Consider the following 26,668-nt stretch of genomic DNA (forward strand, 5'->3'; position numbering starts at 1 on the left):
AATACTGCGTCTATTTGCTGACTGCCGGGGCCGGGACTAGCCTTGATGATGCGCTGGCGGGTGCCGGCCGGACCTGATGTGGAGATAACTAAAACGCTGGATACAAAGGTAGCTCACCCATGTCTACTGAATCGAAATGCCCGTTCAGTCATGCCGCTGGCGGTGGTACGACGAACCGCGACTGGTGGCCGAACCAACTGAACCTGAAGATCCTCCACCAGCACTCGCCGCAGTCCGATCCCCAAGGCGATGGCTTCAACTATGCCGAGGCCTTCAAGAGCCTGGACTTTCAAGCCCTGAAACAAGACCTGCATGCGCTGATGACCGATTCCCAGGACTGGTGGCCAGCGGATTTCGGTCATTACGGGCCGCTGTTCATCCGCATGGCCTGGCACAGCGCCGGCACCTACCGCACTGGTGATGGCCGTGGCGGCGCAGGCTCCGGACAACAACGCTTCGCGCCGCTCAACAGCTGGCCTGACAACGTCAGCCTGGACAAGGCCCGGCGCCTGCTGTGGCCGATCAAGCAGAAGTACGGCCGGAGCATCTCCTGGGCCGACCTGATCGTGCTCACCGGCAACGTCGCGCTGGAATCCATGGGCTTCAAGACTTTTGGTTTTTCTGGCGGCCGCGCGGATGTCTGGGAGCCGGATGAAGACGTCTACTGGGGCTCGGAAAACAAGTGGCTGGGTGGCGATACCCGCTACGGCAAGGGCCCGCAGCCGATGCAGGAGCCTGGTGAGGGCACCCTGGTGGCCGAGCCCGAGCAGCACGGCAACGAAGAAAGCCGCACCGACCAGGGCCGCAACCTGGAAAACCCCCTGGCCGCGGTGCAAATGGGCCTGATCTACGTCAACCCGGAAGGCCCGGAAGGCAACCCCGACCCGGTCGCCGCCGCCAAGGACATCCGCGAAACCTTTGCACGCATGGCCATGAACGATGAAGAAACCGTGGCCCTGATCGCCGGCGGCCATGCCTTCGGTAAAACCCACGGCGCCGGCCCTGCCGATAACGTCGGCCCGGAACCGGAAGCCGCCGGTCTTGAAGAACAGGGCCTGGGCTGGCGCAACAGCTTTGGCACGGGCAAAGGCGCCGACACCATCACCAGCGGCCTGGAAGTGACCTGGACCACGACGCCAACGCGCTGGAGCAACAACTACCTGGAAAACCTCTTCGGCTTCGAGTGGGAACTGACCAAGAGCCCGGCCGGGGCCAACCAGTGGACGCCAAAAAACGGCGCTGGCGCAGGGATCATCCCCGACGCCCACGACCCGAACAAACGGCGCAACCCGACCATGCTCACCACCGACCTGTCGCTGCGCTTCGACCCGATCTACGAGCCGATCTCGCGGCGCTTTCTGGCCAATCCCGAGCAATTGAGCGATGCCTTTGCCCGTGCCTGGTACAAGCTGATCCACCGCGACATGGGCCCGCTGTCGCGTTACCTGGGCCCGGAACTGCCCAGCGAAGAGCTGCTCTGGCAAGACCCGATCCCGGCGCTCGACCATGCCCTGGTCGATGACAGCGACGTGACCGCACTGAAGGCCACGCTGTTGGCTTCGGGGCTGTCGGTGGCCGAACGGGTGTCCACGGCCTGGGCGGCGGCCTCGACCTTCCGCGGCTCCGACAAGCGCGGCGGGGCCAATGGCGGGCGCCTGCGCCTGGCGCCGCAGAAGTTCTGGCAGGCCAACCAGCCTGAGCAGCTGGCCAAGGTGCTGAGCGTGCTGGAAGGCATCCAGAACGACTTCAACAGTGCCCAGGCCGGTGGCAAGAAAATCTCCCTGGCCGACCTGATCGTGCTGGCAGGCAGCGCCGCGGTCGAGCAGGCGGCCAAAAACGCCGGGGTCGACATCCGCGTGGCGTTTGCCCCGGGGCGCATGGATGCCTCGCAGGAGCAGACCGACGTCGAGTCGTTCGGTTTTCTTGAGCCCAATGCCGATGGTTTTCGCAACTACCTGAAGAACAGCTACCGGGTGCCGGCCGAGGCCTTGCTGATCGACAAAGCGCAACTGCTGACCTTGAGCGCGCCGGAAATGACCGTGCTGGTGGGCGGCCTGCGGGTGCTGGGGGTCAATGCCGGGCAAAGCAAACACGGCGTCTTCACTCAGCAGCCGGGTACGCTGAGCAACGACTTTTTCGTCAACCTGCTGGACATGGGCGTGGAGTGGAAGCCGGTGTCGGCGGCCAACGAAACGTTCGAAGGGCGTGACCGCAAGACCGGCGCGGTGAAATGGACCGGCACCCGGGTCGACCTGGTGTTTGGTTCCAACTCGCAACTGCGGGCGCTGGCGGAGTTCTATGCCAGTCGCGACGCCAAGGAGCAATTCATCAAGGACTTCGTCGCGGCCTGGACGAAAGTGATGAACCTGGACCGGTTCGATCTCAAGTAAGCCTCATCGCGGGTCAGTTCCGCTCCCACAGGCAGCGGAACTGACCCGCGATCGAGCGCGCAGCGGTGTTAATGCAGGTACCAAAGAGCCAATCAGCGCTGCGCCAGCCAGTAGTCATGCAGCGCCCGCGCCGCCGGGGCAATCGCCACCACCCGCTGACGATGCAAGGCTACGTCCAGGTTCGCCGGCAGCTCGAATTCATCCTGCTCGGCCCAGCCGGTAATCACCTGCAAGGCCTGCATTTGCGCTTCAGGCAGCACCGGCCAGTTGGCAATGGCGATACCGCGCAAATAACCAAAGCACCATTCTTCCGCCAATGGCAGCGGCTGGCCCTGGTGTTCGGTCTGCTCAAGGCGCGGGGCAAATGCCTGCGGCGCTTCAACCAACTGGGTGGCCAGGCTGTTCAGGTGACGGGCACACAGCTCGACGAAGCGCTGGCAGTCAGCAGCGTTTTGCCATTCTGGCATCTGCCCGCCCCAGATCGCCGGGAACCACTCGCTGATGTCCACCTGCACCGGGCTCGACACCAGCGCAGTGAAGTAGCCGTCGAGCTCCGAGGCGTTGAGCACCGAGTGGTCATCGCCGTACTGCTGCAAAGTGGCGTCGAGGAACGCGAAGTCGGCGGCAGCCAGTGGCAGGTCGTGCATGGGGATCTCCTTGGCCGCTCAGGCGCGGGCAAAAGGCGGGGAGGATGAGGCTTTGTGCAGTGTAAATCCAGCCCCGTTGCTTCAAGTTGGGCCTCATCCCATGGGCGTCAGTTGCTGCAACTGCTCGGCGCTGGGAAAACCGAGGGTGCGAAAGCGTGGCGGGTAGAGCTCGCCGTCTTTGCTCAGCAGCCCGCCCAGCAGTGTTTCAACTTCGTGCCAGGCCACCACCTGGGTCTGGGCCGAGCCGTCTGCCTGGGGCTGGACCAGGATCACCCGGTCGGTTTGCGGCAACGAGGTGAACACGCCCTCGGTCCAGGCCGCGATCGAAAAGCTGCTATTGCCGTTTTCGGCGTCGCTGTAAAGCCTGTGGGTGGCGACGAAGATGTCCTCGGGATGGGCTTCGTGGATCTTGTCGAGAAACTCTTTTTGCGTGCTATAGATGCCGTGGCGCAGCAGCCGCTGCAGGTCGCCCAGGCGCGCTTGCAGGTGCGCGTCCTGCACCTGGAAGGGCACGATGCGGCGGTCGTGATAGGTATAGATCTGGCTCGACTGCGCGCGCCCGTGCTCCAGCGCGTGGAAGCTCAGCTCGACCATCTGCCGCAGATTGTCGGCGTCCTTGTCGCCGGTGACCATCAGCACATCGCGGCTGGGCATCATGAACACCGGCTGGCCCTTGAGCGCCAAGCGCTGCAGCACGTCGGGCAGCAGCACGCGGCTGGTGTCATAGCCGTCCTTCCAGGCGCCCTGGTACAAACCGGGGAGGATCGCCTCGAAGGCATCGGGGCTGGCGTCGCGCAGGTTGTCCAGGGCAATCGCCAGCGCCTGCTCCAGGCTGATGCCCCAGTCCGGTGGCGGGCCGGCGGTCTGGGTCGAGGTGGTGTCGGGGTAGTCGATGGCCAGCAAGGTCACGCAGTCTTCGCAGAACGGCTGCCAGGCCATGGGGCAGGGCGAGTCCCAGCCTTGATGACGGACCTGATGCAGGCGGATCTCTTCGAGCATGGCCAGGTTGCGGATCACCGGCCGCAACAGCGGCCTAACCTGCTCCAGGGGCTGCACCGCGCTGCTGTTGCGGCTGTCGATCAGGCCGCGCAGGTAGCTGTCGAGCACCTGGGCTTTACGCGCCTTGTCGGCGTTCAGGTAGTCGCGGTAGGCGTTGTGCAGGTTGAAGTAGCTGCTACCGCCGTAGCGCAGGCGAAAGTCGTCGGCCTGATAGTCCAGTGGCTCGGCATAACCGCCGGCGCGCGCGGCCTTGATGAAGGTACGGGCAAAGCCTTCCTCGGTAGGCGTGCGCTTGAACAGCGTGTCGAAAAGTGCCCTGAACATGTGCGAAATCCTCCGTGAACGCGAAGTGCGCATGATGCTCGTGGTGGTGGGAGGGGTAAAGCTGAATATCTGCGCTTCGCCCAGGCCTGGCGGCCGATTTTGCACCTTCGCACGCGGCTGAATGCACCGCTGCCCGCTGGCTCCCCGTTCCGCTGTGGGCAATTTTGGTGCTAAATAGGCCGCTCAGGTAATTCGTCCAGACCCTGCAGCGTCATGCCGTGCAATGAGAACAACTATGCGAACCCATCTTCAAAGCCGTGAAATCCCCGTGCTCCAGACCCCGTGTGGTGCAAGCCTTAACCCAGTCAGCCATCAACCCTCGGCGGTAGCAGCATGATCGAAGTCACAGAGGTTTCCATTGCCCAACTGCGCGCTGCGCTCGAGTCCGGCCAGACCACCGCGGTGGAGCTGGTCAAGGCCTACCTGGCGCGGATCGACGCCTACGATGGCGCGGACACTGCCACCAAGCTCAATGCTGTAGTGGTGCGCAACCCCGAAGCGCTGAACGAAGCGCAGGCTTCTGACGAACGCCGCGCCCAGGGCCAGACCCTCGGCCCGCTCGACGGCATCCCGTATACCGCCAAGGACAGCTACCTGGTCAAGGGCCTGACCGCCGCCTCCGGCAGCCCGGCCTTCGCTGACCTGGTGGCCTATCGCGACGCCTTCACCATCGAGCGCCTGCGCGCTGCCGGCGCCATCTGCCTGGGCAAGACCAATATGCCGCCGATGGCCAACGGCGGCATGCAGCGCGGCGTTTATGGCCGCGCCGAAAGCCCGTACAACGCCGACTACCTGACCGCACCGTTTGCCTCCGGCTCGTCCAACGGCGCCGGTACTGCCACGGCGGCCAGCTTCGCCGCCTTCGGCCTGGCCGAAGAAACCTGGTCCAGTGGCCGCGGCCCGGCCTCGAACAACGGCCTGTGCGCCTACACGCCCTCGCGTGGGGTGATCTCGGTGCGTGGCAACTGGCCGCTGACGCCGACCATGGACGTGGTGGTGCCCTTTGCCCGGACCATGGCCGACCTGCTCGAAGTGCTCGACATCGTCGTCGCCCAAGACCCGGACAAACGCGGCGATCTGTGGCGCCTGCAGCCCTGGGTGCCAATCCCCAGCGTCGATTCGCTGCGCCCGGCCTCCTACCACGAGCTTGCAGCCGATGCCGCAGCGCTCAAGGGCAAGCGTTTCGGCGTGCCGCGCATGTACATCAATGCCGACCCTGAAGCCGGCACCAGCGAAGCCCCGGGCATCGGTGGCCCGACCGGCCAGCGGATTAACACCCGGCCATCGGTGATCGCCCTCTGGGAGCAGGCGCGCAAAGCCCTGGAAGCGGCCGGTGGCGAAGTGATCGAAGTCGACTTCCCGCTGGTGTCCAACTGCGAGGGCGACCGCCCGGGCGCGCCGACCGTGTTCAACCGCGGCCTGGTGTCCAAGGAGTTCCTTCACCACGAACTGTGGGACCTGACCGCCTGGGCCTTCGATGATTTCCTCCAGGCCAACGGCGACCCCAAGCTCAACCGCCTGGTCGACGTCGACGGGCCGAAGATTTTCCCGCATGATCCGGGCACGCTGCCCAACCGCGAAGGCGACCTGGCCGCGGGCATGGACGAATACGTGCGCATGGCCGAGCGCGGCATCACCCCGTGGGACCAGATCAGCACCGTGCCGGACGGCCTGCGCGGCCTGGAACAGACCCGGCGCATCGACCTCGAAGACTGGATGGATGCGCTCAAGCTCGACGTAGTGATCTTCCCGACCGTCGCTGACGTCGGCCCGGCCAATGCCGATGTCGACCCGGCGTCGGCCGACATTGCCTGGAGCAACGGCGTGTGGGTGGCCAACGGCAACCTGGCGATCCGTCACCTGGGCGTGCCGACGGTGACCGTGCCGATGGGCGTGATGGCCGATATCGGCATGCCGGTGGGCTTGACCTTTGCCGGTCGCGCCTACGACGATTCGTCATTGCTGCGCCTGGCGGCTGCCTTCGAGTCGACCGGCTCCAGGCGCCTGGTGCCACCGCGCACGCCAGCGCTGGCCGGCGGCAAGTAAGCAGAAGGGGCGGGTAACCGCCCTTTTTTATTCCCCAGACACGAGATACCCATGGCTAACCAAGACATCAGCTTCATCCCCGACCCGGACGCCGAGTCGATCTCTTCCGACGTCGCCGGTTTCGGCGGCATCCTGGTTTCGACCCAGATCCCCACGCGTGCCGACGGCAGCCTGGAGCTGGGCGACATCACCGCCCAGAGCGAATGTACCCTGCAAGCGCTGAAAGTCGCTCTGGAGCGTGCTGGCAGCTCCATGGACCGGGTGTTGCACCTGACCATCTACCTCACCGACATGGCCGAGCGGGCGGCGTTCAACGAGGTCTACCAGCGCTTCTTCGCCAAGCCCTGGCCGGTGCGTGCCGCAGTGGGCGTGGCGTCGCTGGCGGTGGAAGGCATGCGTGTGGAAGTGACTGCGATGGCGGCCAAGGCCTGAGTTGTTGCGGTGGCTGGGCTGGCCTCATCGCAACGCCGAACCTGTGGGAGCGGCGGTGCGACGCCTCGACTTGACCCGCGATCGGGCGCACCACCGGGCAGGCTACGGGTGCCGATCGGGCGTTTCGCCGCTACAATGCGCGCCTCGACCGTGACAGCCTGACTAAAAAAACATGTCCCTGCCCAAGCATCACCTGGAATTGCTCAGCCCCGCCCGCGATGTCGCCATCGCCCGCGAGGCCATTCTGCATGGCGCCGATGCCGTGTACCTCGGCGGCCCGAGCTTCGGCGCGCGCCACAATGCCTGCAACGAGGTCAGTGATATCGCCCAGCTGGTGGAATTTGCCCGCCGCTACCACGCGCGGGTGTTCACCACCATCAACACCATCCTCCACGACAACGAGCTGGAGCCGGCGCGCAAGCTGATCCACGAACTGTACGATGCCGGCGTCGATGCGCTGATCGTCCAGGACCTGGGGGTGATGGAGCTGGACATCCCGCCGATCGAGCTGCACGCCAGTACCCAGACCGACATCCGCACCCTGGCCCGGGCCAAGTTCCTCGACCAGGCCGGCTTCTCCCAGCTGGTGCTGGCCCGCGAGCTGAACCTGCAGGAAATCCGCGCCATCGCCGACGAGACCGACGCGGCGATCGAGTTCTTCATCCACGGTGCGCTGTGCGTGGCCTTCTCCGGCCAGTGCAACATCTCCCACGCCCAGACCGGGCGCAGCGCCAACCGTGGCGACTGCTCCCAGGCCTGCCGCCTGCCGTACACCCTCAAGGACGAAAAGGGCGGGGTGATCGCCTACGAGAAGCACCTGCTGTCGATGAAGGACAACAACCAGAGCGCCAACATCCGCGCCCTGGTCGAGGCCGGCGTGCGCTCGTTCAAGATCGAAGGGCGCTACAAGGACATGGGCTATGTGAAGAACATCACCGCCTACTACCGCCAGCGCCTGGACGCCGTGCTCGAAGACCGCCCGGACCTGGCCCGCGCCTCCAGCGGCCGTACCGCGCACTTCTTCCTGCCCGACCCGGACAAAACCTTCCACCGCGGCAGCACCGACTACTTCGTCAGCGAGCGCAAGATCGACATCGGCGCCTTCGACTCGCCGACCTTCACCGGCCTGCCGGTGGGTGTGGTCGAGAAAGTCGGCAAGCGCGACCTGCAGGTGGTCACCCACGAGCCGCTGTCCAACGGCGACGGCCTCAACGTGCTGGTCAAGCGCGAAGTGGTGGGCTTTCGCGCCAACATCGCCGAGCCGAAAGGCGAGTTCGATGAAGACGGCGAAAAACGCTACCGCTACCGCGTCGAGCCCAACGAGATGCCCAAGGGCATGTACCAGCTGCGGCCCAACCACCCGCTGAGCCGCAACCTCGACCACAACTGGCAGCAGGCATTGCAAAAGACCTCGGCCGAGCGCCGTATCGGCCTGGCCTGGGTGGCCAAGCTTGACGAACAGCGCCTGGCCCTGACCGCCACCAGCGAGGAGGGCATCAGTGCCAGCGTCGCCCTGGACGGCCCGTTCGGCCTGGCCAACAAGCCGGAGCAGGCGCTGGAGCAACTGCGCGACCTGCTCGGCCAGCTGGGCACCACCGAGTACCACGCCACCGACGTTCAGCTCGATGCGCCGCAGGCGTTCTTTATCCCCAACTCGCAGTTCAAGGCCCTGCGCCGCGAGGTCATCGAAGCGCTGACCGCCGCGCGCATCCAGGCCCACCCGCGCGGTGGTCGCAAGGCCGAGACCAACCCGCCGCCGGTGTACCCGGAGTCGCACCTGTCGTTTTTGGCCAACGTCTACAACCAGAAGGCCCGCGACTTCTATCACCGTCACGGGGTCAAGCTGATCGACGCCGCCTACGAGGCCCACGAAGAGGCGGGCGAAGTGCCGGTGATGATCACCAAGCACTGCCTGCGTTTCTCCTTCAACCTGTGCCCCAAGCAGGCCAAGGGCGTTACCGGCGTGCGCACCAAGGTGGCGCCGATGCAGCTGATTCACGGCGATGAAGTACTGACCCTGAAGTTCGACTGCAAGCCGTGCGAGATGCACGTCATCGGCAAGATGAAAGGCCACATCCTTGGCCTGCCGCAACCGGGCAGCGTGCAGCAGGTGGTCGGGCATATCAGCCCTGAAGACCTGCTCAAGACCATCCCCCGCGCGCCGCATTGAGTGAAACACCGCGGCCAGCACCTTCAGGGTGCTGGCCGCAATGGACTCTGGCCCCAGCTGTGCGGGGCCGACAGCCAGGAAGGTAACGTGAATTTACAACTGCAAATCCAGCACATTTTCAGCGGCCTGGCCTTTGCCCGGCCGCTTTTCTATAACTACCCGCAAGGCCTGCGCTTCGAGCTGGCCGAAGGCGGCAGCGACATCGAACGCTTCCTGCTGGCAGTCAGCAAGGCAACCACGGTGTGCCGCGACCTGTTTGCCGGTGAGCAATCGATGGTGGTGTGCCTGCGCGCGCACTCCAACGGTAACGGTTTTGCCCACCGCGATGTGTTGCGCGACTTGCGTGCCGCCGGTATTCAAATCCCCGCCCGGCGCTCACTGTGGAGCCAGCGGCTGGACCCGGACGACTGGTTCGAAGAGCACCAGCCCGAGTACTGGCTGCACCTCGCCTTTGAGGCGCCACTGTCGTTGCTGCAACCGGTGCTCTGGTGCGCATTGGCCGATAATCCGGGGACCATACGCCCGAGCCCTTGCTGCGGTGTCTACCTGTTCAACCTCAACCAGCGGTTGATGGCCTTGCCCTATGACGATCGGGGTATGGATGTGGTGGGCCCCAACCACGACGTGCTCGCGCTGTTGTACCGCCAGCACCAGCCGTGGCTGCTGGACTACGACCGCGAGCGCATGGACGCAAGCTTCGCCACCGTCCTGCATTGACTCACTGCAGCGACTCGATTTTCCAGCGCCAGCTGCCCAGCGGGTTGTCTTCGCGGGTGCGGACGAACACGCCGTAGTCGACCAGGTAGCTGTAGCCTTCGCGCCAACGGTTGCCGCGCGGGCTCTGCCAGGTGCAGGTCAACGGCTTGGCGCTGCCTTGCAGGGCCGGGTGCAGGGCGCTGGCCGCTTGCGCCTTGCCGACCTGACAATGGGTGGTGCGGGTAATGCTCGCAGTTTGCCCGGTGTGGCTGCTGGTGTAGCTCAGCTGCGCATGGGCGGGCAGGGTTTGCCAGTCGCCGCTGAATGACAGCGCGGTCAAGCTGTCGCTGGCGTCCTGCTCCTGCCCGGTCATGATGTCGATGCCGCGTGCGGCCAGATCGAACAGGCCGCGAAAGCTCAGTTGCAGCTGCTGCGCTATGGTCGGGTCCACAGCCTGTAGCAACACTTGGCCGGAGCGGCTGTCGGTGCTGAGGAATACCTGGCGCGGCCTGTTGACGGCATTGTCGCCGTCGTTGAGGTTGGCGTCGTAGCGATAATCCAGCCGGTGCAGGCTCAGGCGTGGTGTCGGCAGGTCGAGGGCGGCGATGGCCGCAAGCACTTCAGGCCTGGCCCTGGGCGGCAAAAACGGCGGCGGCAACGGTGTACGGGCTTTGAGCGGGGCAAGCTTGGCAAGCTCGGCCGGTGCTTGGCAGGCGGCGTCGAACAACTGCTGATAGTACAAAGGGGCCTGCCGGTAGAACGCGCTGAAGGGCTGCCACTGAAGCCTGGTGCGGTCTACGCGATTGTCGTTGTCGAGGAACACCTGGCTTTGCCGGCTGATGAGTTGGCGCTGGCAATAGAACGCCAGGCGCTCGCGGCTGTGCAGGGCCATCACCGCGTGGCCGTATTGCATCGGATAGCGGTGGCGCTGGATGCCGGTCCAGGCGTAGGTAATGTCGCCCTCATGCTGCAGGCTGTTACGGTCGATCAGCAGCCAGTCCTGATCCTCGTCCAGGTTCAGCACGCGCCAGTCGGGGGCCGGACTCTGGTACTCGGGCAACTGGCCGGCACCTGGCGGATCGGCTTGAAAGTGGCTGCAAGCGGCCAGGGTGAGCACAGCCAGGCTCGCAGCAAGCGGTTTGAGGGCAAAACGGGCGAGGGCATCCATGCGCATAGGCTCTTGAGGCAAAGCGCGCAGTGTAGCGAATGCCTGCGCCAAGCTGTATGCCTGGCGCTAGCCTCGGGTACGCCAGATCTGCGGCCAATGGGCAGTATCGACGCTGTCGCACCAGCTCATGCGGCTGAATGCCTTGAGCTGCATCACCGCGCCGTCATAGCGCCAGGTTGCATTGGCGCCGCAGTAGCGCCCGCCCGGCTGCAACTGGTTGAGCTCGCCGCGGGCCGGGTCGAACTTGAAAAAGCCATACATCTCGCCGCCCAGCACATCATGCCTGGGGACCTCGATGTGCAGCGAGGTGGGTTGATAGGGCGCGCTGCGCAAGGCGCGGTAATAGCTGTACATGCAGCCCTGGCTCCCACAGCCGTAGCGCAGGCCTACCAGCACATGGGTCGCGTCCAGCGGCGAGACCTCGGCTTCGGCTTGCCAGTTGTCGTACTCGGGTTCGCTCCATTCATGGCGGGTGATGGCAATGACGGCGTCGGCGATGGCCTTCTGCTCGGCATCGCTCACCCCTGGCGCCGGAGTGAAGGGGGCGAGGGTGGGCGTCGGCGGTGCTGGCGGCAGCTGGCTGTCGGGGCGTGTGCCGGGGTTTACAAAGGCGCTGGGGTGATCGATGCGTCCTTGCACCGAGTCGATGAACAGCAAGGAGGCACTCAGGCCCTGCAGCGATACCGGGTGCTGGCCGTTGCTGGTGTCCAGGGTCAGGGTCTGGCCGTTGCGCAGTTGGCGCAACAAGCGCAACGCGACGTCACCTTTGGCGTGATAACGCATCTGCCCCTGCGAGCCTGGCCGAAACCCCGCTGGCAGCGGGCCGCCGTCGAGCAGCAGCCGGGCGCCGAGCTCGACTCCGGCGTCGCTGAACAGGGTCAGGGTGGTAGTCCCCTGGGCCCCGGCTTCGCGCACCAGCTCAAGGCCCACGCCTTGATCGACGCTGCTCGACACGGCGGTACAGCGCAGGGTGTTGTCGCAGCCCACGACCCATTGCTTGAACTGCTTGAGCACCGGCTCCGGTTCCGGCGCAGCCAGGGCCAGGGCCGGCAGGAGCATCAAGCACAGCCAGTTCCATCTTGGGTCAACCATGGTGTTTCAATCCTGCAGGGTAAGCGAACGTCCGTCCTGGCCGGGCATCATCGCAGAAGCCGGGCCAACTTCAAGCCGTTGCCGATTAGAACTCCGAGGCCGCCTTGCTATCCAACGGGTATGACACGGGAGGTAACTGCAATGACCAGCAACGAGCGCGAGGCGCCCGCCAACGAGACGGACAAGCCTGCTGAAGATGAAGACCTTGCCAACCGGCCGATCACTCCGGCCAATCACCGAACCCAGGCTGAGGCCGCCGAAGAACTTAGCCGCAAGATTGCCGAGATTGAACGCAAGGTGGGAGACGGCAGTTAATCGGGGTGAAAGCGTGTTAACGGTACAGCCCCCGGCAGGCATCCAGTGCGTTGAGCAGGGGCTCCTCGGCGATTGAGCAATGCTCCAGGTCGTCTGCATCCAGCGCCTGCGGCGCCTGGCCCTCGGCGGTTTCAACCAACAGCAGGGAGAGTTGCTTTTGCCCAAAGAAGGCCAGGATGTCGCGGATGTCCTGGTCGCACTGGACATGATCGTTGCCGTATAGGTCTGCGCTGTAGAAAAAGCCCTGGGCGCCGCTAGCCAACAGTTGGCGGGCACCGCTGATCGACATCTTCAAGCGTTGATGCAGAAACACGGCGATTTCAAGGTCCTTGGAGGGTAAGGCACAGGCAATGCTGATTCGGCTCATGTTGCAAAAAACCTCACGTAGGTTCGCGGTCTTCCTGACTAGACTCAACCTGCCATTCACCAACCGTGGAGAACCAGGATGAGCCCTAAAAATACCATCTGCCTCTGGTACGACGGCACCGCGCTGGAGGCTGCGACCTTTTATGCCAAGACCTTCCCCGACAGCGAGGTCGGTGCCGTGCACCGGGCGCCGGGCGACTTTCCCTCGGGTAAAGAGGGCGATGTGCTGACCGTCGAGTTTACCGTGCTGGGCATCCCCTGCGTGGGGCTTAACGGCGGGCCGATGTTCACCCACAGCGAGGCGTTTTCGTTTCAGGTGGCGACCGAGGATCAGGCCGAAACCGATCGCCTGTGGGACGCCATTGTCGGCAATGGCGGCCAGGAAAGCGCCTGTGGCTGGTGCAAGGACAAGTGGGGGCTGTCGTGGCAGATTTCGCCACGGGTGCTGGTCGAGGCAATTACCAGCACTGACCGTGCCGCCGCCAAGCGCGCCTTCGATGCGATGATGGGCATGCGCAAGATTGATATCGCGGCGATTGAGGCGGCGGTCAGGGGTTGAATTGCCGGAGCTGGCTTGCCAGCTCCCGCACAGATCCTGTTGCAGCAACAGCGTTGCCCTCAGAACCCCAGGGTCGCTGACACCAGGTAGGTGCGCGGGGTCGACAACGTCAGCCCGGCCTCGCTGTCATCCGAGGCGCCCGCCGAAGCCCAGTAGCGCTCATCCAGCACATTCTCGACACTGGCGCGCAGGGTGATGGCCTTGTCATCGACCTTGAAGGCATAGCGCGCCCCCAGGTCGTAACGCTCCCAGCCGTCGATCTGCTTGCTGTTGGCCTGGTCCAGGTACTGCGAGCTTGAGTGGATGCCCCGGGCCGTCAGGGTCAGGCCGGCGAGGGCAGGCACGTCATACTCGGCGCCCAGGCTGAGGTTGTACTCCGGCGTTGCCGGGGCGCGGTTACCGTCGAAGCTGGCGCCGACGGTGTCGGTCAGTTCGCTGTCGATGTACATCACCCCTCCGAGCAGGCGAAAGCCCTTGAGCGGTTCGCCGAACACGTTGAGTTCAATACCCTTGTTCTCACGCTTGCCGTTGGGCCCGAACACCCGGGTAGTGGCGTTGGTCTCGTAGGCCGGCTGCTTGATGCGAAAGGCGCTGGCGGTCAGGGCGAAGTTGCCCAGGTCGTACTTGGCGCCGACTTCTACCTGGCGGCTAATGAACGGCGCGAAGATCTGGTCTTCGTTGATCGAGGTCGACGGGGCGATCTTGCCCTGGCTCAGGCCTTCCATGTAGTTGGCATACAGCGACAGCTGGTCGCTGAGCTTGAACAGGATGCCGCCCGAGGGCGAGAGCTTCTCTTCGTCGTAGGCGGTGTCGCCCTTGATGCCATCGCTCCAGTCATCGACCTGGACCCGCTGCCAGCGCGCACCGAGGGTCAGCAACAGGCGCTGGTCAAAAAAGCCCAGGGTGTCGGACAACGCCACGCCGCTGAAGCGGTTCTCGGTATAGACCTTGGGGTCCGAGCGCAGCCGGGTGCCGGGCGTCGGGGTCGGGCGCGGGTTGTAAAGGTTGCTGGGGCCGGCGGCATAGCGCCCGCCGCCGTTCTCGAAGTCCATGTAGAAGTAGTTGGCCGCCAGGTTGAACTCGTGGCTCACCGGGCCGGTTGCGAACCAGCTGCGCAGGCCGGCGGTGGCGGTGCGCACGTTCTCGTCGCGGGTGAAGTCGCGCGGCTGGACGCTGAAGTCGCCGGCATCGTTGGACACCGGTACGTTGTGGCGGAGGAAGTCGTGGTTGCTCTTGCGCGCGCCGACGGCGCCGTAGGCCATCAGCGAGTCATTGAGGTCGAACTCGGCGTTGACTGTGCCGAAGGTGTCGTTGGTCCGCGCCTTGCTCCAGGCCTGGGCGTAGTTGCGGCGCACGTCGCCGGCGTCCGGCACCTTGGCGTTGGCGCCAACGATGACTCGCTCCTGGGGCGCATCGGTGTTGCGCTCGGTATGGCCGATATCGCTCGACAGGCGCAGGCGCTCGCCGCGAAAGTCCAGGCCGAGCACGGCCATTTCGCGGTCGACGCTCTGCTGGTCCCACTCGGTGTCGCCGGCTTGCTTGACGCCATTCAAGCGCAGGCCGAACTTGCCGTCCTCGCCAAAGCGCCGGCCGATGTCGACGGCACCGCCCACCTGGCTGTCGGACGCGTAGTTGCCGGTGAATTCGGTGATCGGCGTGTCGCTGGCGCGCTTGGGCACCACGTTGATGCCGCCGCCGACGCTGCCGCGCGGCGAGATGCCGTTGATCAGCTGGCTCGGGCCCTTGATGATGTCGACGCGGTCGGCCATTTCCATGTCGATGGAGTAAGTCGGCAGGATGCCGTACAGGCCGTTGTAGGCAACATCGCTATTGAACAGGCTGAAGCCGCGAATGGTGAATTGCTCGAAGCGCCCGCCGGCGGGGTTGGTGGCGCGCACCGACGGGTCGCTGGCGATCAGGTCGCCAAGGGTGCGCGCCTGCTGGCCCTTGATCGCCTCGCTGGTGTAGGTGGTCATGCTGAACGGCGTTTCCATGAAGTCCCGCGAGCCCAGCAGGCCTTGCGAGCCCCGGCGCGCAACCTGGCCGCCGGCATAGCGCTGGCCGTCGTCATCGCCGCCGCTGTGGGCGCCGAGGATGCTGGTCGGGGCGATCTCCACGGCGTCGCCGCTTTGCGGTGTAGGCACCAGGGTGTAGGCGCCCGCTGTCACCGGCTGCAGTTGCAGGCCCGAGCCCTGCAGCAGCCGGGCAAAGCCTTCATCGACGCTGAAGCTGCCGCTCAAGCCGGCGCTGCGCCGGCCATTGACCAGGCCCGGGTCGACCGACAGGCTGACCCCGGCCTGGGCGGCAAAGCGGGTCAGCGCAGTGCCCAGTTCGCCAGCCGGTACCTGGTAGCTGCGGCTGGCTCCGTCGGCCAGCGCCGCTGGCGGCGCCAACGACGCCAGGCCCAGCACCAGGCACAGGGTAGGGGACGAAAACGAAGACGCCAGGCGCGTTCGGTGGCGTGTCAGTGTGGGCATTGTTGCGCTCTCTTTTCGATTCACATGCCCTTGATGACAAGCGAGCGAACAAAAGGGGACAGCGGTATGCGCAAATAATGCCACGCCTGGCCACGGCAGGCCTGCTCGCGCTTCAGGCCGGTGCGTACGGGGCGTAGTCCAGGTAGCCCTTGGCGCCGCCGCCGTAGTAGGTGTCGCGGTCCGGGGTGGTCAACGGCCAGCCGTTTTTCAGCCGGGCGACCAGATCGGGGTTGGCGATGAACGGCTGGCCAAAACCTGCCAGGTCGATCAGGCCGGCGTCAACCAGGTCCTGGGCACGCTCCAGGGTCATGTCGCCGGCCAGGATCAGCGCAGTCTGGCGCAGTTGCGCCTTGCAGTCGGCCAGCAGCGCGCGCAGAGCCTGTTCCTGGGCCACGGCGCCTGCGCTGGCGAGGAAGAAGTGGGTCTGGTCCATCACATGCACATAGGCGATACCGCGCGCGCCCATGCCGGCGCAGAGGGCCGAGTAGGTCTCGTCGATTTGCGCGTAGATCGGCATGTCGAACAGCTGGCCGTAAGGCGAGATACGGATGCCAACCTTGTCGGCGCCGATGCGGTTGACCACAGCATCGACCACTTCAAAGACAAAGCGCAGGCGGTTTTCCAGGGTGTCGGCGGCGTAACGGTCGCTGCGGTCGTTGACCAGCGGGTTGAGGAACTGCTCGATCAGGTAGCCGTTGGCGCCGTGGATTTCGACGCCGTCAAAGCCTGCGGCAATGGCGTTGGCCGCGGCCTGGGCGAAGTCTTCGACGACCCGGCCGACTTCTTCGGTGTTCAGCGGGCGCGGCGTCGAGGTCGGGACAAAACCCGGCTCGCCGCTGTCGGTGTAGCCGAAGGCAATCGCACCTTGGGCGACCTTGCCGGTGGCGCTGACCGGGGCCAGGCCATCGCGCTGGATCGAGGTGTGCGAGACGCGGCCAACATGCCACAGCTGGGCGAAGATCTTGCCGCCGACGCTGTGCACCGAGTCGGTCACCAGCTTCCAGCCGTGGATCTGCTGCTCGCTGAAAATGCCCGGATTGAACAGGTAGCCCTGGCCTTCGCGGGAGATCGGCGTGCCTTCGGAAACGATCAGGCCGGCGGTGCCGCGCTGGGTGTAATGCAGGGCGATCTGTTCGGTGGCGATGTCTTGCGGGGCGCGTGAACGGGTCATCGGCGCCATGACGAAACGGTTGCTCAGCTGCAGTGGGCCGAGGTCATAGGGGGCAAACAGGTCTTTCATGCGTGGGGCCTCTGGGTGGAATGGCGCCATGCTAGGGGCTTGCGAAAACAGCCACAATCAAGGCTAAAGGCAAAACACTATTGCTGTAACAGCAATATGAGCACCTATACTGGACGGATTTCCCGTTCAGGAGCCGCCCATGCACCTTAAGGCCCACCGCTTCTTCGCCATGGTCGCGGTGACCGGCAGTTTCTCTGCCACCGCCCGGCATTTTCAGGTGCCGGCCTCGTCGGTGTCGCGTTTTATCGCGGCGCTGGAGCGCGAGGTCGGGCAGCAGTTGCTGTACCGCAACACCCGCGCGGTGAAGCTGACCGAAGCCGGTGAGCGCTATTACCTGCAGATTCGCGAAGTGCTGGAGCTGCTGGATGCTGCCGACGAGTCGATCAGCGGCAAGCACGGCGACATTCGCGGCCTGGTGCGGATCAACGCGCCGGTGGCTTTTGCCCATCTGCATCTCGTGCGCCTGCTCAATGGCTTGCATGAGCAATACCCGGAACTGACCGTGGAACTGACCGCCACCGATGCCTACATCGACCCGGTGCAGGAGGGCGCCGACATCACCTTTCGCGTCGGCCATCTGCAGGATTCGGGGCTGATCGGCCGGCAGATCTGCACCCAGCGTTATGTCCTGTGTGCCAGCCCCAGCTACCTTGAAAAACATGGCCAGCCGACCTGCGCGCAGGACCTGCGCCAGCATAGCTGCCTGGTCTACAAAGGCACCGGCGGCGCGCAGCGCTGGTACTTGCGTCCGTCGGGTAGCGACAGCGTCGAGGTGGTCGAGGTGCACGGGCCGCTGCGCAGCAACAATGCCCAGGTGCTGGTGGAAGCGGCCCTGGCCGGGCGCGGCATCGTGTTTTTTCCGACCTGGCTGTTCAGCAAACACAGCTTTACCAGCAAGGCCCTGGTGCAACTGCTGCCCGACTGGCAAGGCGCCGTGGAGGCGACGCCGAGCCAGATCCACTTGTTGTCAGCGCAAAACCGCCTGCGCTCGCAGAAGGTGCGGCGGGTGTGGGACTACTTTCTCGACGCCATCGGCACGCCGCCGTACTGGGACGACCTCGGCGCCTGAGTCAGCCCTTGGCCCGCCAGGTCACCGGCCAGTACTCCTCGTTAATGCTGTCGCAGCGCCACATGGTCCGCCGGTCCTTGAGCTGCATGGCCGCACCGTCGTATTGCCAGGTCGAGCTATCACCGCAGTCCTTGCCCATCTCGCGGAAAATCTTCAACTGGCCGCTGACCGGGTTGAAGTTGATCTGCCCATACAAGTCAGGGGAGAAGTGAGTCTCGGGCGCCGCCTTGAGTTCCAGCGGTGTCGCCTGGTACGGCGCGGTGCGCGAGACGCGGTAGAGGCTGTGGTTGCAGCCGTCCTCGGCGCAGCCGTAACGCAGGCGCACCAGGGCGTGGGCCGGGTCCAGGGGGTAGACCTCGGCCTGGGCCTGCCAGTTCTGATGGGGCGCGGCGCTCAGTTCGTCCTTGGTCAGGGCAATCAGGTAGTCGCCGATGGCCTGTTGCTCGGCGTCGCTCAAGGCCGGGGCCAGGGTAAAACGCGGCAGTTTGGGAATCGCCGGGGCCGGCGGCACGCGGCTGTCCGCCTGGTAGCCCGGGCGCACGAAGGCGCTGGGGTGGCCGATGCGCCCTTGCACCGAATCCATCAGCAACAGGGCGGCGCTCAAGCCCTGCAGCGATACCCGGCGCTCGCCAAAGTTGCTGTTGGAACTCAGGGTGTCGCTGTTGCGCAGCTCGCGCAGTTTTTCGACGGCGGCGTCGCCCTCAAGGTAATAGTACTCACGGTCGTTGGAGCCGTACTGCCAGGGCTCGGTGGGGCGGCCGTCGAGGTGAAACTCATAGCGCAGGCCGACGTCGTCGTAGCCGATCACACTGACCCGGGTGCTGCCCTTGGCGCCGGCTTCGCGAGCGATGTACAGGCCCATCCCGGGGTTGTCGGTGCTGCCCGATACGGCGGTGCAGCGGCGGGTGTTGTCGCAGGCCAGCCGCCAGTCCTGGAATACCCGGGTCAGTGGCACTGGCTCCGGGGTGGCGGCCTGGGTCAGGGCGGGTAACAGGCCAAGGGCCAGCCAGGTCCATCTTGCTGAAAACATCGTGGTCGATCCTGCGGTATCGATAAAGGGCGCCATGATCGCATCTTGGTGGTAGTCTGGCAGCTGTTCAGGATCAATCAGCCAAGGAAGCCTTGTGATCGCCGTCCGCCCCGTTTTACCCCATGAATGGCCCACTTACCGCGATCTGCGCCTGCAGGCATTGCAGGATTCGCCAGATGCCTTTGGCAGCACCTTCGCCGCCGAGTCGCAACGCAGCGATGAAAACTGGGCCACGCGGATAGCGGCGGCCCATGCCAGCGGCAACGACCGGGCGTTTTTCGCCGTTAACGGCGACGCCCTGTGCGGGATGGTCTGGTGCAAATTGTCCGCGGCCGAGCCGGGTGTGGCCGATATCTACCAGATGTGGGTCGACCCGGCCGCGCGTGGCCTGGGCGCCGGCAGTGCCTTGCTCAAGGCCGCACTGGACTGGGCTGCCAGCGTGGCAGTGCGCCGGGTGGGCCTGGGCGTGACCCTCGCCGACAGCCCGGCGATGCGCTTGTACCAGGCCCATGGCTTTCAGCCGGTCGGCGCCCCGCAGCCACTGCGCGAAGGGTCCAGCCTGATGTCGCAGGGGATGCAGCGACAGCTGGCTCTCTAGTCCTCGAAGCGCCCCGACGGATCGCGATCTTTTTCGTAGTGGTGGCTGAGCGGGAAGGGTGGCAGCCAGGATTCGCGGCGGGTGGTCCAGCTTTCGTAGGTGGGCGTGAACAGGTTGGGGGCATCCAGCGCGCCGAGGTTGATCTCGACTTCATCGCCTGAGCGGGCGAACACCGACGAGCCGCAACGTGGGCAAAAATAGCGCCCGGCGTAGTCACGGGTTTCGCCTTCGATGCTGACTGCCTCTGCGGGGAAAATCGCCGAAGCGTGAAACAGCGCGCCGTGGTGCTTGCGACAGTCCAGGCAGTGACACAGGCCGACCCGGTAGGGGCGTCCCGAGGCTGCAAAACGCACGTTGGCGCACAGGCAACCGCCGGTGAGTGGGTCCATGGTGGGGCTCCTCATGTGTGTTAGCGGCCCTCGCGGGCTAGGGTTCGCAGATTTTGTACAACCCGAGACTTATGATCATTAACACGAACCCAATAAAGATCAGCCTGCCGGAAACAAGCACGCGACGCTTGAGCTGCCAGGGAAAGTTTTGCACTTGCGCTGCATCGAGCTGGCCTCGGCGAATAGGTTTGTGGGGGGAGGCCAGCAAGCCACTTATCATTCCGACCAGTACCCAACGTGACACCAGGCTTGAAGTCCCCCAAACGCGAATCTGCTGCTCAAGCCAGGTACTGCTTTGCAGCGCTGAAAGCGACCTCGCAAAATCTCGGCCATTTGCGATGCACGCGCTTATCAAGACCCCAGTCAGCATGATGATCCACGGGCCAAGGATCAGCACCATCTGTAATCCCAGAGGCCAAGAACGAGGGTCAATACTCATAAGCCTGTCCAGTTGTAGAATAGTTCTTCAGCAAGATCACCAGATGTGTTGCCAATCATGCTTCCCAAAGCCACTACCTGACTGCCCGTCACGCTGCGCGGTACGACGTAGACGCTGGGCTGCAGCAATTCTGAGGAAGACATTATCGAGTGAACTGGGGAAGGTGTTGAGGGTGGCATCCTTGTCATGCGCAGGTTCCTTGGGCAATGATGGCCGGAACCTAGCACCGCCGCTCTCGATCTAGCGCACCGCTGGACGGAATCGGAAACGTCCCACAGTGAAAGTGGATTCGGATTGGCGGGCGTACGATGAGACCGGTACAGCCAGCACTTCAGGTGCTGGCCGAATTACGACCGCTTCGCGCTCGATCGCGGGTCAGGCCCGCTCCCACAGGATTGGTGCGAGCCCGCACCTGCAGCATCAGTACCCGGTCATCTCCAGATAGCCCTTGCCGCTCACACTGCCATTAAAGCGCACCGGCCCCTCCCAGTACGGAAAGCGCGTCGACATCCACGCTTTGGACTCCAGTGCATCGACCTGCACATCCACCCCGTGCGCCGGCACTTGCACACGCCAGCGGGTTGGCAGCTTGTGGCCGTTGTCCTGCTTGCTCCAGGCCAGTTCCTGCAGCTGGATCTGCTCACCCTGCAATGCCTGCGCGCCACCCTCGGCGCTGATCCAGGTGCCTGCGCGGTAGGGCGTGCCCTGGGCTTCGCGCACGCGAAACAGCATCAGTTTGGCGCCGCTGTCCAGGTGCAGGGAGAACCAGTCCCAGCCCGACTGCCCAGCCGCCAGGGGTTGGCTGCTCCATTCGCGGTCGAGCCAGGCGTTGCCGGTCACCGCCACGCGCTGGCCGTTGCGTTCGACCTCGCCGCTGACCTGGTAGAACGGCTGGCTGTAATAGTACGAGGCCTGGCCCTTGCCGGATTTTTCGCTGTAGCCCCGAGCGCCGTGCAGCACCAGCGGGCCGTTGCTGATCAGCTTGAGGGTGTAGCTGAAACCCTTGCCATTGGCGCTCATTCGCAGGCGCCCGATGTCGTTGCTGCCTTGTAGCGACCAATCGTTGATCCAGGCGCGAAACGGCTGGGTGGTAACACCCGCCTGGCCGATGCCGCCGCGCGCCAGGGTTTCGGCGTATTGATGGCCGCCGGGGCCGGTGAGCGCGGCGTGGCCCATCCACAGGTTGGGGCTGTTCCAGTCGGTGGTTTCAGTGCCTGGGCGCAGGGCCGAGCGGAACAGCGTCCACTGCGCGCCCCAGTCGTGGCCCTGAGCGTCCTTGAGGTTGGCGGTGACGTACCACCATTCGATGCGAAAGCCGGTGTGGGGCCCGTGATCGAGGGGGAACAGCAGCGGATGATCGCGGGTTACCGGGGTGAAGGCCGCAGCGTCCTGGCCCAACCCGGCAAAGCCTTTGGCAGCAGGTGTGGGTTGGTCGCAGCCGCCCAGCAGCAACAGGCCGATCATCAGGCAAAGGTCAGGTTTCATCGGCAAACTGCCTCAACAGTTCGCTGGGCTGGCTCCGCGCCAGTTGCCACAAAGGCCAGGCGCTGGCCAGCAGGCTGGTCAACAGGCCCAGCAGCGCCAGCTGTAGCAGTTGCGCGGCAAACACATGCAGCGGCAGGCGCCAGCCGAAAGCCTGAACATTCACCACCGCCACCAGGCACCAGGCCAGCAACAGCCCGAGAGGGATCGCCAGCAGCACCGTCAGGCTGCTCAGCATCAGGGTTTGCCCCAGCGACAACCCTACCAGTTGCGTGCGCCGCACACCCAGGGCCCACAGCGGCGCCAACTGGCCCAGGCGGCTCTGGCTCAAGGTCAGCAAGCTGATGAACAGGGCGATGCCCGCCACCCCCAGGGTCAGGCTATTGAGGGCGGTGGTGGCGGCGAAAGTGCGGCTGAAGATTTCAGTGGACCAGCGTTTCAAGCTGGCTTGCTCGACCACGCGGCTGTCGTCCAGGGCGAAGTGTTGTTGCAATTTGTCTTTGAACGTGTCGATGCGCTCGGGCGCAAGATTGAGGCTGATGGTGCTCAGCGTCGCCTGCGGCAGGTGCCCACGCAGCCAGTCGGCATTGACCAGCAGGTGGCCCTTGGGGTTGCCATAGTCGGCATAGATGCCCACCACAGCCATGGCTTGATTGGCTAATTGCAGGTTGTCGCCCAGCTGCACGCCCAGGCGCCGGGCCAGTTGCTCGCTGAGCATCAGCGCATTGCCGCTGGCCAGTTGCGCCCAGGCCTGCGGGCTTTGCTCCAGCAATGGCCAGCGCGCGGGGTAGGCGGGGTGATCGATGATGCCCTGGACCTGCACCGGCCACTGCTGCACGCGTATTTCGGCACGCCAACTGGGCAGCAACGTGGTGATTGCCGGTTGCTCGGCGAGCCAGTCAGTGAGTTGCAGGGCCTGAGTCGTGTCCTGCGGTGTGAGGTACAAGTCGGCAGAGAGGCGCTGGTCGAGCCAGCCGCTGAAGGTCTTGCGAAAGCCCTCGGTCATGCTGCCGACGCCGACGCTGGCGGCCAGTGCCAGCAGCAGCGCCATCAGCGCCAGGCTCAATGCCGGAAGCTGCTGACGGCTGTCGGCGACAAACCACTCGGCCAGCGCCCCGCGACACCCGCGTGCCAGCCAGGCCAGCGCGCCGTCGAGCAGGGCGGGCAGCAACAAGGCCGCCGCCAGCAACAGCGCTGCCAGCAGGATCAAGGCACTGGCCAAGCTGTTGCCCCATTGCCAGCAAGCGAGCGCGACCACCAGCAACAGCCCGGCGACTGCTGCCTGACGGCGCAGCCACGGCCCCTGGGCCATGCGCCAGGCCTGCGGCTGGGCCAGGGCCAGCAGCGGCAAACGGGCGGCGCGCAACACGCTGCCGGCTCCGGCCAGCAAGGCACCGAGCACGCTCACGGCGATGCCCGCCAGCCACCACCCGGCTGGCAGGCTCAGTTGCCCGGCCACCTGGGCGCCGTACAGGCCGCGCAAACTGGCGGCGATATCGGGCAGCAACAGCGCGGCCAGCCCATAGCCGCTGGCGGCCCCGGCCAGGCCGCCGAGTACGGCGAAAACTCCCAGTTCCAGGCTCAGGCCGAGCAACAGGGTGTTCAGGCTGATGCCACAGGCACGCAGGTTGCGAATCAGCCCGCGGCGCTGCTCCAGGGCCAGGCCGATGGCGGCGTGGGCGATGAACAGGCCGACGACGAACGCCAGCAGGCCCAGCGCCGTGAGGTTGAGGTGAAAGCTGTCGGTCAGGCGCTGCAGGTCGCCGTCGTCGCTGGGCGCTTGCAGGGTCAGGCGCGCGGCGATGTCTGCGGGCAAGGGCCTGGCGTTATCATTCAAAAGCAGTCGCGACAGCTGCCCGGGCGCTTGCAGCAAGGTTTGCGCATGGCTGATATCCACCACGATCACCCCTGGTGCCAACTGCGGCTGCACAACAAACGGCGGCAGTACCTGGCCGTCGCTGGTGGTTGCTTGCCCGCTGGCATTCAGAGGCAGTTGCCGCAGGGTATCGGGGCCGATCCAGGCTTGCCCGGGCTCGCCAATGAATGCCTGCACATCGAAGCCTTGCAACGGCGTGCCGGCGACTGTCATTGTCGTGGGCAGGCTCAGCGGCTCGATACCGATCAGCCGTACCGTCAGCGCTTGTTCCCCGGCAAAGCGCAAGCGACCTTCGAGCAGCGGCGACACCTGCCAGCCGAGCCTGCGCAGTTGCAGGTACAGCGCTTGCTCGAAACGCTCACTGTTGCCGGCTATCAGCTGCGCCTGGGTGGGCCCGGTCAGCACTGCGCTGGCGCGGGCGTAGTCGGCCCGCGCCTGGCTGTTGAGCGCCTGCACCCCGGTCCATAGCGCAGTGGCCAGCCACAACCCGGTAAAGATGCTGAAGAACTGCAAACGGTGGCGCCGCCAGTGGCTCAGCAGCGCCTGCAGGGCAATCAGCAGCGGGCCCATCAGTGCGCCTCGACCTGCACACGCCCGGCGTGCAGCACGCAGCGCTGCTCAAGGCGCGCTGCCAGGCGCGGGCTGTGGGTCACCATCAGCAGGCTGCTGGCAGCTTCGGCGACCAGTTGCAGCATCAACGCCAGCACTTCATCGCTGCTGCGCTCGTCGAGGCTACCGGTGGGCTCATCAGCCAGCACCAGCGCCGGGCGAGCGGCCAGCGCCCGACCGATGGCGACCCGCTGCTGCTGGCCGCCGGAGAGTTGCTCGGGGTAGCGCTGCAACAGGCTGGCCAGACCCAGGCGGGCAGCCAGGTAGTCCAGCCATTGGCGGTCAAACCGCGCCGCCAGCCTGGCCTGAAAGGCAAGATTGGCCGCCACATCGAGGCTGCTGATCAGGTTGTACTGCTGGAACACCAGGCCGATACCTTGCCGGCGCCAGCGCGCCTGGGCTGATTCCGAACGGGCGTCCAGCGCCTGGCCATCGATCAGGATGCGCCCACTATCGGCGCGATCGAGACCGGCGACCAGGTGCAGCAAGGTGCTTTTGCCGCTGCCGGACTCACCCATCAATGCCAGGCTGCTGCCCTGGCCCAGGCGCAAGTCGACGCCCTGCAATACCGGCAGCAGGCCTTGGGCAGTGCTGAACGACTTGTGCAACTGTTCGATGACCAGCATGGGGCGGGTTCTATCCTCAGCTGTTTTTAGCGCTCGCCAAAAAATACGCCACCAGTGCATTGGCATGGCCATGGCCCAAGCCATGCTCGGCCTTGAGCCAGCTGACGATCTCCATGTGCTTCTTGCCGCTGACCGTGCCGATCAGCTCCAGCCAGTGGCTGACGGGCTGGCCGTATTTCTTCTCGATGGAGGGGAAGTACGACGCGGGCCCTTTTACTTTTGTCTCTTCGCTCATGGTGTGTGGTTCCTTATTAGGTGGGTGGGATGCGCTTCAATCTTTAGGCTCGGCTATCAACAACAATGATTGCGGCAGCGGGCTTTGCGGATGCTGCGGCTCCTGCACGGCGACCAGCTTGAAACCCGCCATGTCCAGTGCAGTGAACCAGCTGGACAAAGTGCGCAGGTACCAGGGCATGGGCTGCCACTGGCCGGCAAAGCTGGCAAAGGTTTCTTGCCGCCAACCGTCCTGATAGTTGCCGGCCGCGGCCGCCCACGGGTGCAGGGTCTGGATCACCAGGGCGCCGCCAGCGGCGAGCAGGGCGTTCATGGCGCCGAGCAGGGGGATGATGTCCTGGTGCAACAGGGCGAAGTTGGCGCAGACCAGCGAGTAGTCGCGGCCGATATCAACCTGTGCGTCTGCCAGCGCTTCATAGCTGGCCAGATACACCTGGGCCGTCCCCGCTGCCCGCGCCGCCTCGACCAGGGTCGGATCGCCGTCCACCCCCACCGCGTCGATGCCGCGCTTGGCCAGTGCGCGCAACAGCCAGCCTTCGCCACAGCCCAGGTCGAGCACGCGTTCGGGCTGGCGGCCGAGCACCGCCAGCAGAATCGCCTGGTCGGTGACTTGCTGGCGGCTTTCGATGGCGCCGCTGCGAACGGCTTCAATCCACGCTTGGGCGTTGTCTTGCCAGCTTTGCAACAGCTCGTTTTCGGGGGCAGGCATTGCGCTCTCCATTCAACATTACCAGCGCTGGCAAGGCCAGCATGCACAGCTGCAGTCTAGGCAAATGAGCCGGTGCGCACCTCCCCGTCAAGCACATAACGGGTAATCAGCACTCCACCTGGCGTGCTGCTCGAATCGGCCAAAGTAAAGGACGCTGCTTGCGCCTGGTCATCGAACAGGCGCTTGCCACGGCCGAGGATGATCGGGTGAATCAACAGCCGCAGTTCATCCACCAGGCCCGCCGTCAGCAATTGACGCACCAGCTCGCCGCTGCCCTGGGTCAACAAGGTGGCGCCGTCCTGCTGTTTGAGGGTACGAATAGCCCCGGCTAGCTCACCCACCAGGGCATGGCTGTTGTGCCAGTCGAGGGTCTCGGGGTGGTGGGTGGCGACATGCTTGGGCACACGGTTGAACAGGTCGGCGATGAACTGATCCGCAGAGTCGGTCTGGTGCGGCCAATAGCCGGCAAAAATGTCGTAGGTGCGCCGCCCCAACAGCAGTTCGAACGGCTGCGAGAACAGCGTCTGCATGGCCTCGCCGAAGGCCTGGTCGGCAAACGGCACGACCCAGCCGCCGTAGCCAAAACCGCCGCTGGTGTCTTCTTGCGGCCCGCCCGGGGCCTGGATTACGCCGTCGAGGCTGGTGAAGGCGGCAACGATGAGTTTGCGCATGAGTGGCTCCTGATG

The 26,668-nt window shown here is 65.0% G+C and carries 25 protein-coding genes; 9 read left to right on the forward strand and 16 right to left on the reverse strand.

Annotated features, from left to right (window positions below; translation table 11 throughout):
* Positions 1-119 precede the first annotated feature (119 nt).
* Positions 120-2,390 (forward strand): catalase/peroxidase HPI, encoded by a 2,271-nt coding sequence (gene katG / locus LOY37_RS10860; protein ID WP_258716858.1) that lies wholly within the window; start codon positions 120-122, stop codon positions 2,388-2,390.
* 92 nt (positions 2,391-2,482) lie between these two features.
* Here the strand turns inward: katG and LOY37_RS10865 are convergent, their stop codons facing one another.
* Both LOY37_RS10865 and LOY37_RS10870 read right to left on the reverse strand, forming a co-directional pair.
* On the reverse strand, positions 2,483-3,037 hold the full coding sequence (locus tag LOY37_RS10865; RefSeq protein ID WP_093384250.1) for a UPF0149 family protein: 555 nt from the start codon (positions 3,035-3,037) through the stop codon (positions 2,483-2,485).
* A 93-nt stretch (positions 3,038-3,130) separates the two neighbouring features.
* Positions 3,131-4,360 (reverse strand): hypothetical protein, encoded by a 1,230-nt coding sequence (locus LOY37_RS10870; protein WP_258716859.1) that lies wholly within the window; start codon positions 4,358-4,360, stop codon positions 3,131-3,133.
* A 333-nt stretch (positions 4,361-4,693) separates the two neighbouring features.
* Between LOY37_RS10870 and LOY37_RS10875 the strand changes: the two genes are divergently transcribed.
* The 4 genes from LOY37_RS10875 to LOY37_RS10890 all read left to right on the forward strand — a co-directional run bounded on the left by LOY37_RS10875 (position 4,694) and on the right by LOY37_RS10890 (position 9,725).
* On the forward strand, positions 4,694-6,406 hold the full coding sequence (locus LOY37_RS10875; RefSeq protein WP_258716860.1) for an amidase: 1,713 nt from the start codon (positions 4,694-4,696) through the stop codon (positions 6,404-6,406).
* A 51-nt stretch (positions 6,407-6,457) separates the two neighbouring features.
* Entirely contained in the window at positions 6,458-6,838 is a 381-nt protein-coding gene (locus tag LOY37_RS10880) for a RidA family protein (RefSeq protein ID WP_123567614.1), read from the forward strand.
* 172 nt (positions 6,839-7,010) lie between these two features.
* Positions 7,011-9,008 (forward strand): U32 family peptidase, encoded by a 1,998-nt coding sequence (locus LOY37_RS10885; protein WP_258716861.1) that lies wholly within the window; start codon positions 7,011-7,013, stop codon positions 9,006-9,008.
* A gap of 87 nt (positions 9,009-9,095) precedes the next feature.
* The gene (locus LOY37_RS10890; protein WP_258716862.1) at positions 9,096-9,725 is read left to right on the forward strand and encodes a DUF3885 domain-containing protein; all 630 of its coding nucleotides are present in this window, start codon (positions 9,096-9,098) and stop codon (positions 9,723-9,725) included.
* A 1-nt stretch (position 9,726) separates the two neighbouring features.
* On the opposite strand, the gene LOY37_RS10895 is transcribed toward LOY37_RS10890, so the two are convergent.
* Together LOY37_RS10895 and LOY37_RS10900 are read right to left on the reverse strand one after the other, a co-directional pair.
* A complete protein-coding gene (locus LOY37_RS10895) occupies positions 9,727-10,872 on the reverse strand; it encodes a hypothetical protein (protein ID WP_258716863.1) in 1,146 nt (381 codons plus the stop codon).
* Between the two features lie 66 nt (positions 10,873-10,938).
* On the reverse strand, positions 10,939-11,964 hold the full coding sequence (locus LOY37_RS10900; protein WP_093384220.1) for a DUF1176 domain-containing protein: 1,026 nt from the start codon (positions 11,962-11,964) through the stop codon (positions 10,939-10,941).
* A gap of 141 nt (positions 11,965-12,105) precedes the next feature.
* Between LOY37_RS10900 and LOY37_RS10905 the strand changes: the two genes are divergently transcribed.
* Positions 12,106-12,279 carry a hypothetical protein gene (locus tag LOY37_RS10905; protein ID WP_258716864.1) on the forward strand — a complete coding sequence of 58 codons (174 nt, stop codon included), beginning with the start codon at positions 12,106-12,108 and terminating at the stop codon, positions 12,277-12,279.
* A 16-nt stretch (positions 12,280-12,295) separates the two neighbouring features.
* On the opposite strand, the gene LOY37_RS10910 is transcribed toward LOY37_RS10905, so the two are convergent.
* Positions 12,296-12,646, reverse strand: a complete 351-nt coding sequence (locus LOY37_RS10910) for a hypothetical protein (protein WP_258716865.1) — start codon at positions 12,644-12,646, stop codon at positions 12,296-12,298.
* A 78-nt stretch (positions 12,647-12,724) separates the two neighbouring features.
* Between LOY37_RS10910 and LOY37_RS10915 the strand changes: the two genes are divergently transcribed.
* A complete protein-coding gene (locus LOY37_RS10915) occupies positions 12,725-13,204 on the forward strand; it encodes a VOC family protein (RefSeq protein ID WP_258716866.1) in 480 nt (159 codons plus the stop codon).
* Between the two features lie 59 nt (positions 13,205-13,263).
* Here the strand turns inward: LOY37_RS10915 and LOY37_RS10920 are convergent, their stop codons facing one another.
* Positions 13,264-15,681 (reverse strand): TonB-dependent receptor, encoded by a 2,418-nt coding sequence (locus LOY37_RS10920; protein WP_258716867.1) that lies wholly within the window; start codon positions 15,679-15,681, stop codon positions 13,264-13,266.
* Between the two features lie 112 nt (positions 15,682-15,793).
* The gene (locus LOY37_RS10925; RefSeq protein WP_213601644.1) at positions 15,794-16,921 is read right to left on the reverse strand and encodes an alkene reductase; all 1,128 of its coding nucleotides are present in this window, start codon (positions 16,919-16,921) and stop codon (positions 15,794-15,796) included.
* A 139-nt stretch (positions 16,922-17,060) separates the two neighbouring features.
* Here LOY37_RS10925 and LOY37_RS10930 point away from each other — a divergent pair, with 139 nt between their 5' ends.
* Positions 17,061-17,990 carry a LysR family transcriptional regulator gene (locus LOY37_RS10930; protein WP_258716868.1) on the forward strand — a complete coding sequence of 310 codons (930 nt, stop codon included), beginning with the start codon at positions 17,061-17,063 and terminating at the stop codon, positions 17,988-17,990.
* 1 nt (position 17,991) lies between these two features.
* Here the strand turns inward: LOY37_RS10930 and LOY37_RS10935 are convergent, their stop codons facing one another.
* Positions 17,992-19,020: a DUF1176 domain-containing protein gene (locus LOY37_RS10935; RefSeq protein ID WP_258716869.1), complete on the reverse strand. Its 1,029-nt coding sequence runs from the start codon at positions 19,018-19,020 to the stop codon at positions 17,992-17,994.
* Positions 19,021-19,114: 94 nt separating this feature from the next.
* Here LOY37_RS10935 and LOY37_RS10940 point away from each other — a divergent pair, with 94 nt between their 5' ends.
* Positions 19,115-19,618, forward strand: coding sequence for a GNAT family N-acetyltransferase (locus LOY37_RS10940; RefSeq protein ID WP_093384183.1), 504 nt, complete (start codon positions 19,115-19,117; stop codon positions 19,616-19,618).
* Here the strand turns inward: LOY37_RS10940 and LOY37_RS10945 are convergent.
* The 8 genes from LOY37_RS10945 to LOY37_RS10980 all read right to left on the reverse strand — a co-directional run bounded on the left by LOY37_RS10945 (position 19,615) and on the right by LOY37_RS10980 (position 26,653).
* Positions 19,615-20,007: a GFA family protein gene (locus tag LOY37_RS10945; protein WP_093384178.1), complete on the reverse strand. Its 393-nt coding sequence runs from the start codon at positions 20,005-20,007 to the stop codon at positions 19,615-19,617. The two genes, LOY37_RS10940 and LOY37_RS10945, sit on opposite strands and share 4 nt — an antisense overlap.
* 37 nt (positions 20,008-20,044) lie before the next feature.
* Positions 20,045-20,446, reverse strand: coding sequence for a hypothetical protein (locus tag LOY37_RS10950; RefSeq protein ID WP_258716870.1), 402 nt, complete (start codon positions 20,444-20,446; stop codon positions 20,045-20,047).
* A gap of 420 nt (positions 20,447-20,866) precedes the next feature.
* Positions 20,867-21,931: a lipocalin-like domain-containing protein gene (locus tag LOY37_RS10955; protein ID WP_258716871.1), complete on the reverse strand. Its 1,065-nt coding sequence runs from the start codon at positions 21,929-21,931 to the stop codon at positions 20,867-20,869.
* On the reverse strand, positions 21,921-24,374 hold the full coding sequence (locus LOY37_RS10960) for an ABC transporter permease (RefSeq protein ID WP_258716872.1): 2,454 nt from the start codon (positions 24,372-24,374) through the stop codon (positions 21,921-21,923). Before LOY37_RS10960 ends, LOY37_RS10955 begins: the two co-directional genes overlap by 11 nt.
* Entirely contained in the window at positions 24,374-25,039 is a 666-nt protein-coding gene (locus LOY37_RS10965; protein ID WP_258716873.1) for an ABC transporter ATP-binding protein, read from the reverse strand. The genes LOY37_RS10960 and LOY37_RS10965 overlap by 1 nt, the downstream gene beginning before the upstream one ends.
* Before the next feature lie 16 nt (positions 25,040-25,055).
* Positions 25,056-25,274, reverse strand: coding sequence for a DUF4287 domain-containing protein (locus LOY37_RS10970; protein WP_258716874.1), 219 nt, complete (start codon positions 25,272-25,274; stop codon positions 25,056-25,058).
* A gap of 36 nt (positions 25,275-25,310) precedes the next feature.
* Positions 25,311-25,982, reverse strand: a complete 672-nt coding sequence (locus tag LOY37_RS10975; RefSeq protein ID WP_093384155.1) for a bifunctional 2-polyprenyl-6-hydroxyphenol methylase/3-demethylubiquinol 3-O-methyltransferase UbiG — start codon at positions 25,980-25,982, stop codon at positions 25,311-25,313.
* Positions 25,983-26,038: 56 nt separating this feature from the next.
* A complete protein-coding gene (locus tag LOY37_RS10980; protein ID WP_093384152.1) occupies positions 26,039-26,653 on the reverse strand; it encodes a dihydrofolate reductase family protein in 615 nt (204 codons plus the stop codon).
* Positions 26,654-26,668: the final 15 nt, after the last annotated feature.

Origin of the sequence: Pseudomonas sp. B21-012 (assembly GCF_024749305.1) — a bacterium.
Classification (GTDB): Bacteria; Pseudomonadota; Gammaproteobacteria; order Pseudomonadales; family Pseudomonadaceae; genus Aquipseudomonas.

Excerpts from the sequence above, each read along its gene's own strand:
- LOY37_RS10910 (WP_258716865.1), bottom strand. The coding sequence starts at position 12,646 with ATGAGCCGAATCAGCATTGCCTGTGCCTTACCCTCCAAGGACCTTGAA.
- LOY37_RS10875 (WP_258716860.1), top strand. The coding sequence starts at position 4,694 with ATGATCGAAGTCACAGAGGTTTCCATTGCCCAACTGCGCGCTGCGCTC.
- LOY37_RS10895 (WP_258716863.1), bottom strand. The coding sequence starts at position 10,872 with ATGGATGCCCTCGCCCGTTTTGCCCTCAAACCGCTTGCTGCGAGCCTG.
- LOY37_RS10945 (WP_093384178.1), bottom strand. The coding sequence starts at position 20,007 with ATGGACCCACTCACCGGCGGTTGCCTGTGCGCCAACGTGCGTTTTGCA.
- LOY37_RS10950 (WP_258716870.1), bottom strand. The coding sequence starts at position 20,446 with ATGAGTATTGACCCTCGTTCTTGGCCTCTGGGATTACAGATGGTGCTG.
- LOY37_RS10865 (WP_093384250.1), bottom strand. The coding sequence starts at position 3,037 with ATGCACGACCTGCCACTGGCTGCCGCCGACTTCGCGTTCCTCGACGCC.
- LOY37_RS10885 (WP_258716861.1), top strand. The coding sequence starts at position 7,011 with ATGTCCCTGCCCAAGCATCACCTGGAATTGCTCAGCCCCGCCCGCGAT.
- LOY37_RS10915 (WP_258716866.1), top strand. The coding sequence starts at position 12,725 with ATGAGCCCTAAAAATACCATCTGCCTCTGGTACGACGGCACCGCGCTG.
- LOY37_RS10930 (WP_258716868.1), top strand. The coding sequence starts at position 17,061 with ATGCACCTTAAGGCCCACCGCTTCTTCGCCATGGTCGCGGTGACCGGC.
- LOY37_RS10905 (WP_258716864.1), top strand. The coding sequence starts at position 12,106 with ATGACCAGCAACGAGCGCGAGGCGCCCGCCAACGAGACGGACAAGCCT.
- LOY37_RS10955 (WP_258716871.1), bottom strand. The coding sequence starts at position 21,931 with ATGAAACCTGACCTTTGCCTGATGATCGGCCTGTTGCTGCTGGGCGGC.
- LOY37_RS10900 (WP_093384220.1), bottom strand. The coding sequence starts at position 11,964 with ATGGTTGACCCAAGATGGAACTGGCTGTGCTTGATGCTCCTGCCGGCC.
- LOY37_RS10920 (WP_258716867.1), bottom strand. The coding sequence starts at position 15,681 with ATGCCCACACTGACACGCCACCGAACGCGCCTGGCGTCTTCGTTTTCG.
- LOY37_RS10935 (WP_258716869.1), bottom strand. The coding sequence starts at position 19,020 with ATGTTTTCAGCAAGATGGACCTGGCTGGCCCTTGGCCTGTTACCCGCC.
- LOY37_RS10970 (WP_258716874.1), bottom strand. The coding sequence starts at position 25,274 with ATGAGCGAAGAGACAAAAGTAAAAGGGCCCGCGTCGTACTTCCCCTCC.
- LOY37_RS10960 (WP_258716872.1), bottom strand. The coding sequence starts at position 24,374 with ATGGGCCCGCTGCTGATTGCCCTGCAGGCGCTGCTGAGCCACTGGCGG.
- katG (WP_258716858.1), top strand. The coding sequence starts at position 120 with ATGTCTACTGAATCGAAATGCCCGTTCAGTCATGCCGCTGGCGGTGGT.
- LOY37_RS10870 (WP_258716859.1), bottom strand. The coding sequence starts at position 4,360 with ATGTTCAGGGCACTTTTCGACACGCTGTTCAAGCGCACGCCTACCGAG.
- LOY37_RS10880 (WP_123567614.1), top strand. The coding sequence starts at position 6,458 with ATGGCTAACCAAGACATCAGCTTCATCCCCGACCCGGACGCCGAGTCG.
- LOY37_RS10975 (WP_093384155.1), bottom strand. The coding sequence starts at position 25,982 with ATGCCTGCCCCCGAAAACGAGCTGTTGCAAAGCTGGCAAGACAACGCC.
- LOY37_RS10965 (WP_258716873.1), bottom strand. The coding sequence starts at position 25,039 with ATGCTGGTCATCGAACAGTTGCACAAGTCGTTCAGCACTGCCCAAGGC.
- LOY37_RS10925 (WP_213601644.1), bottom strand. The coding sequence starts at position 16,921 with ATGAAAGACCTGTTTGCCCCCTATGACCTCGGCCCACTGCAGCTGAGC.
- LOY37_RS10980 (WP_093384152.1), bottom strand. The coding sequence starts at position 26,653 with ATGCGCAAACTCATCGTTGCCGCCTTCACCAGCCTCGACGGCGTAATC.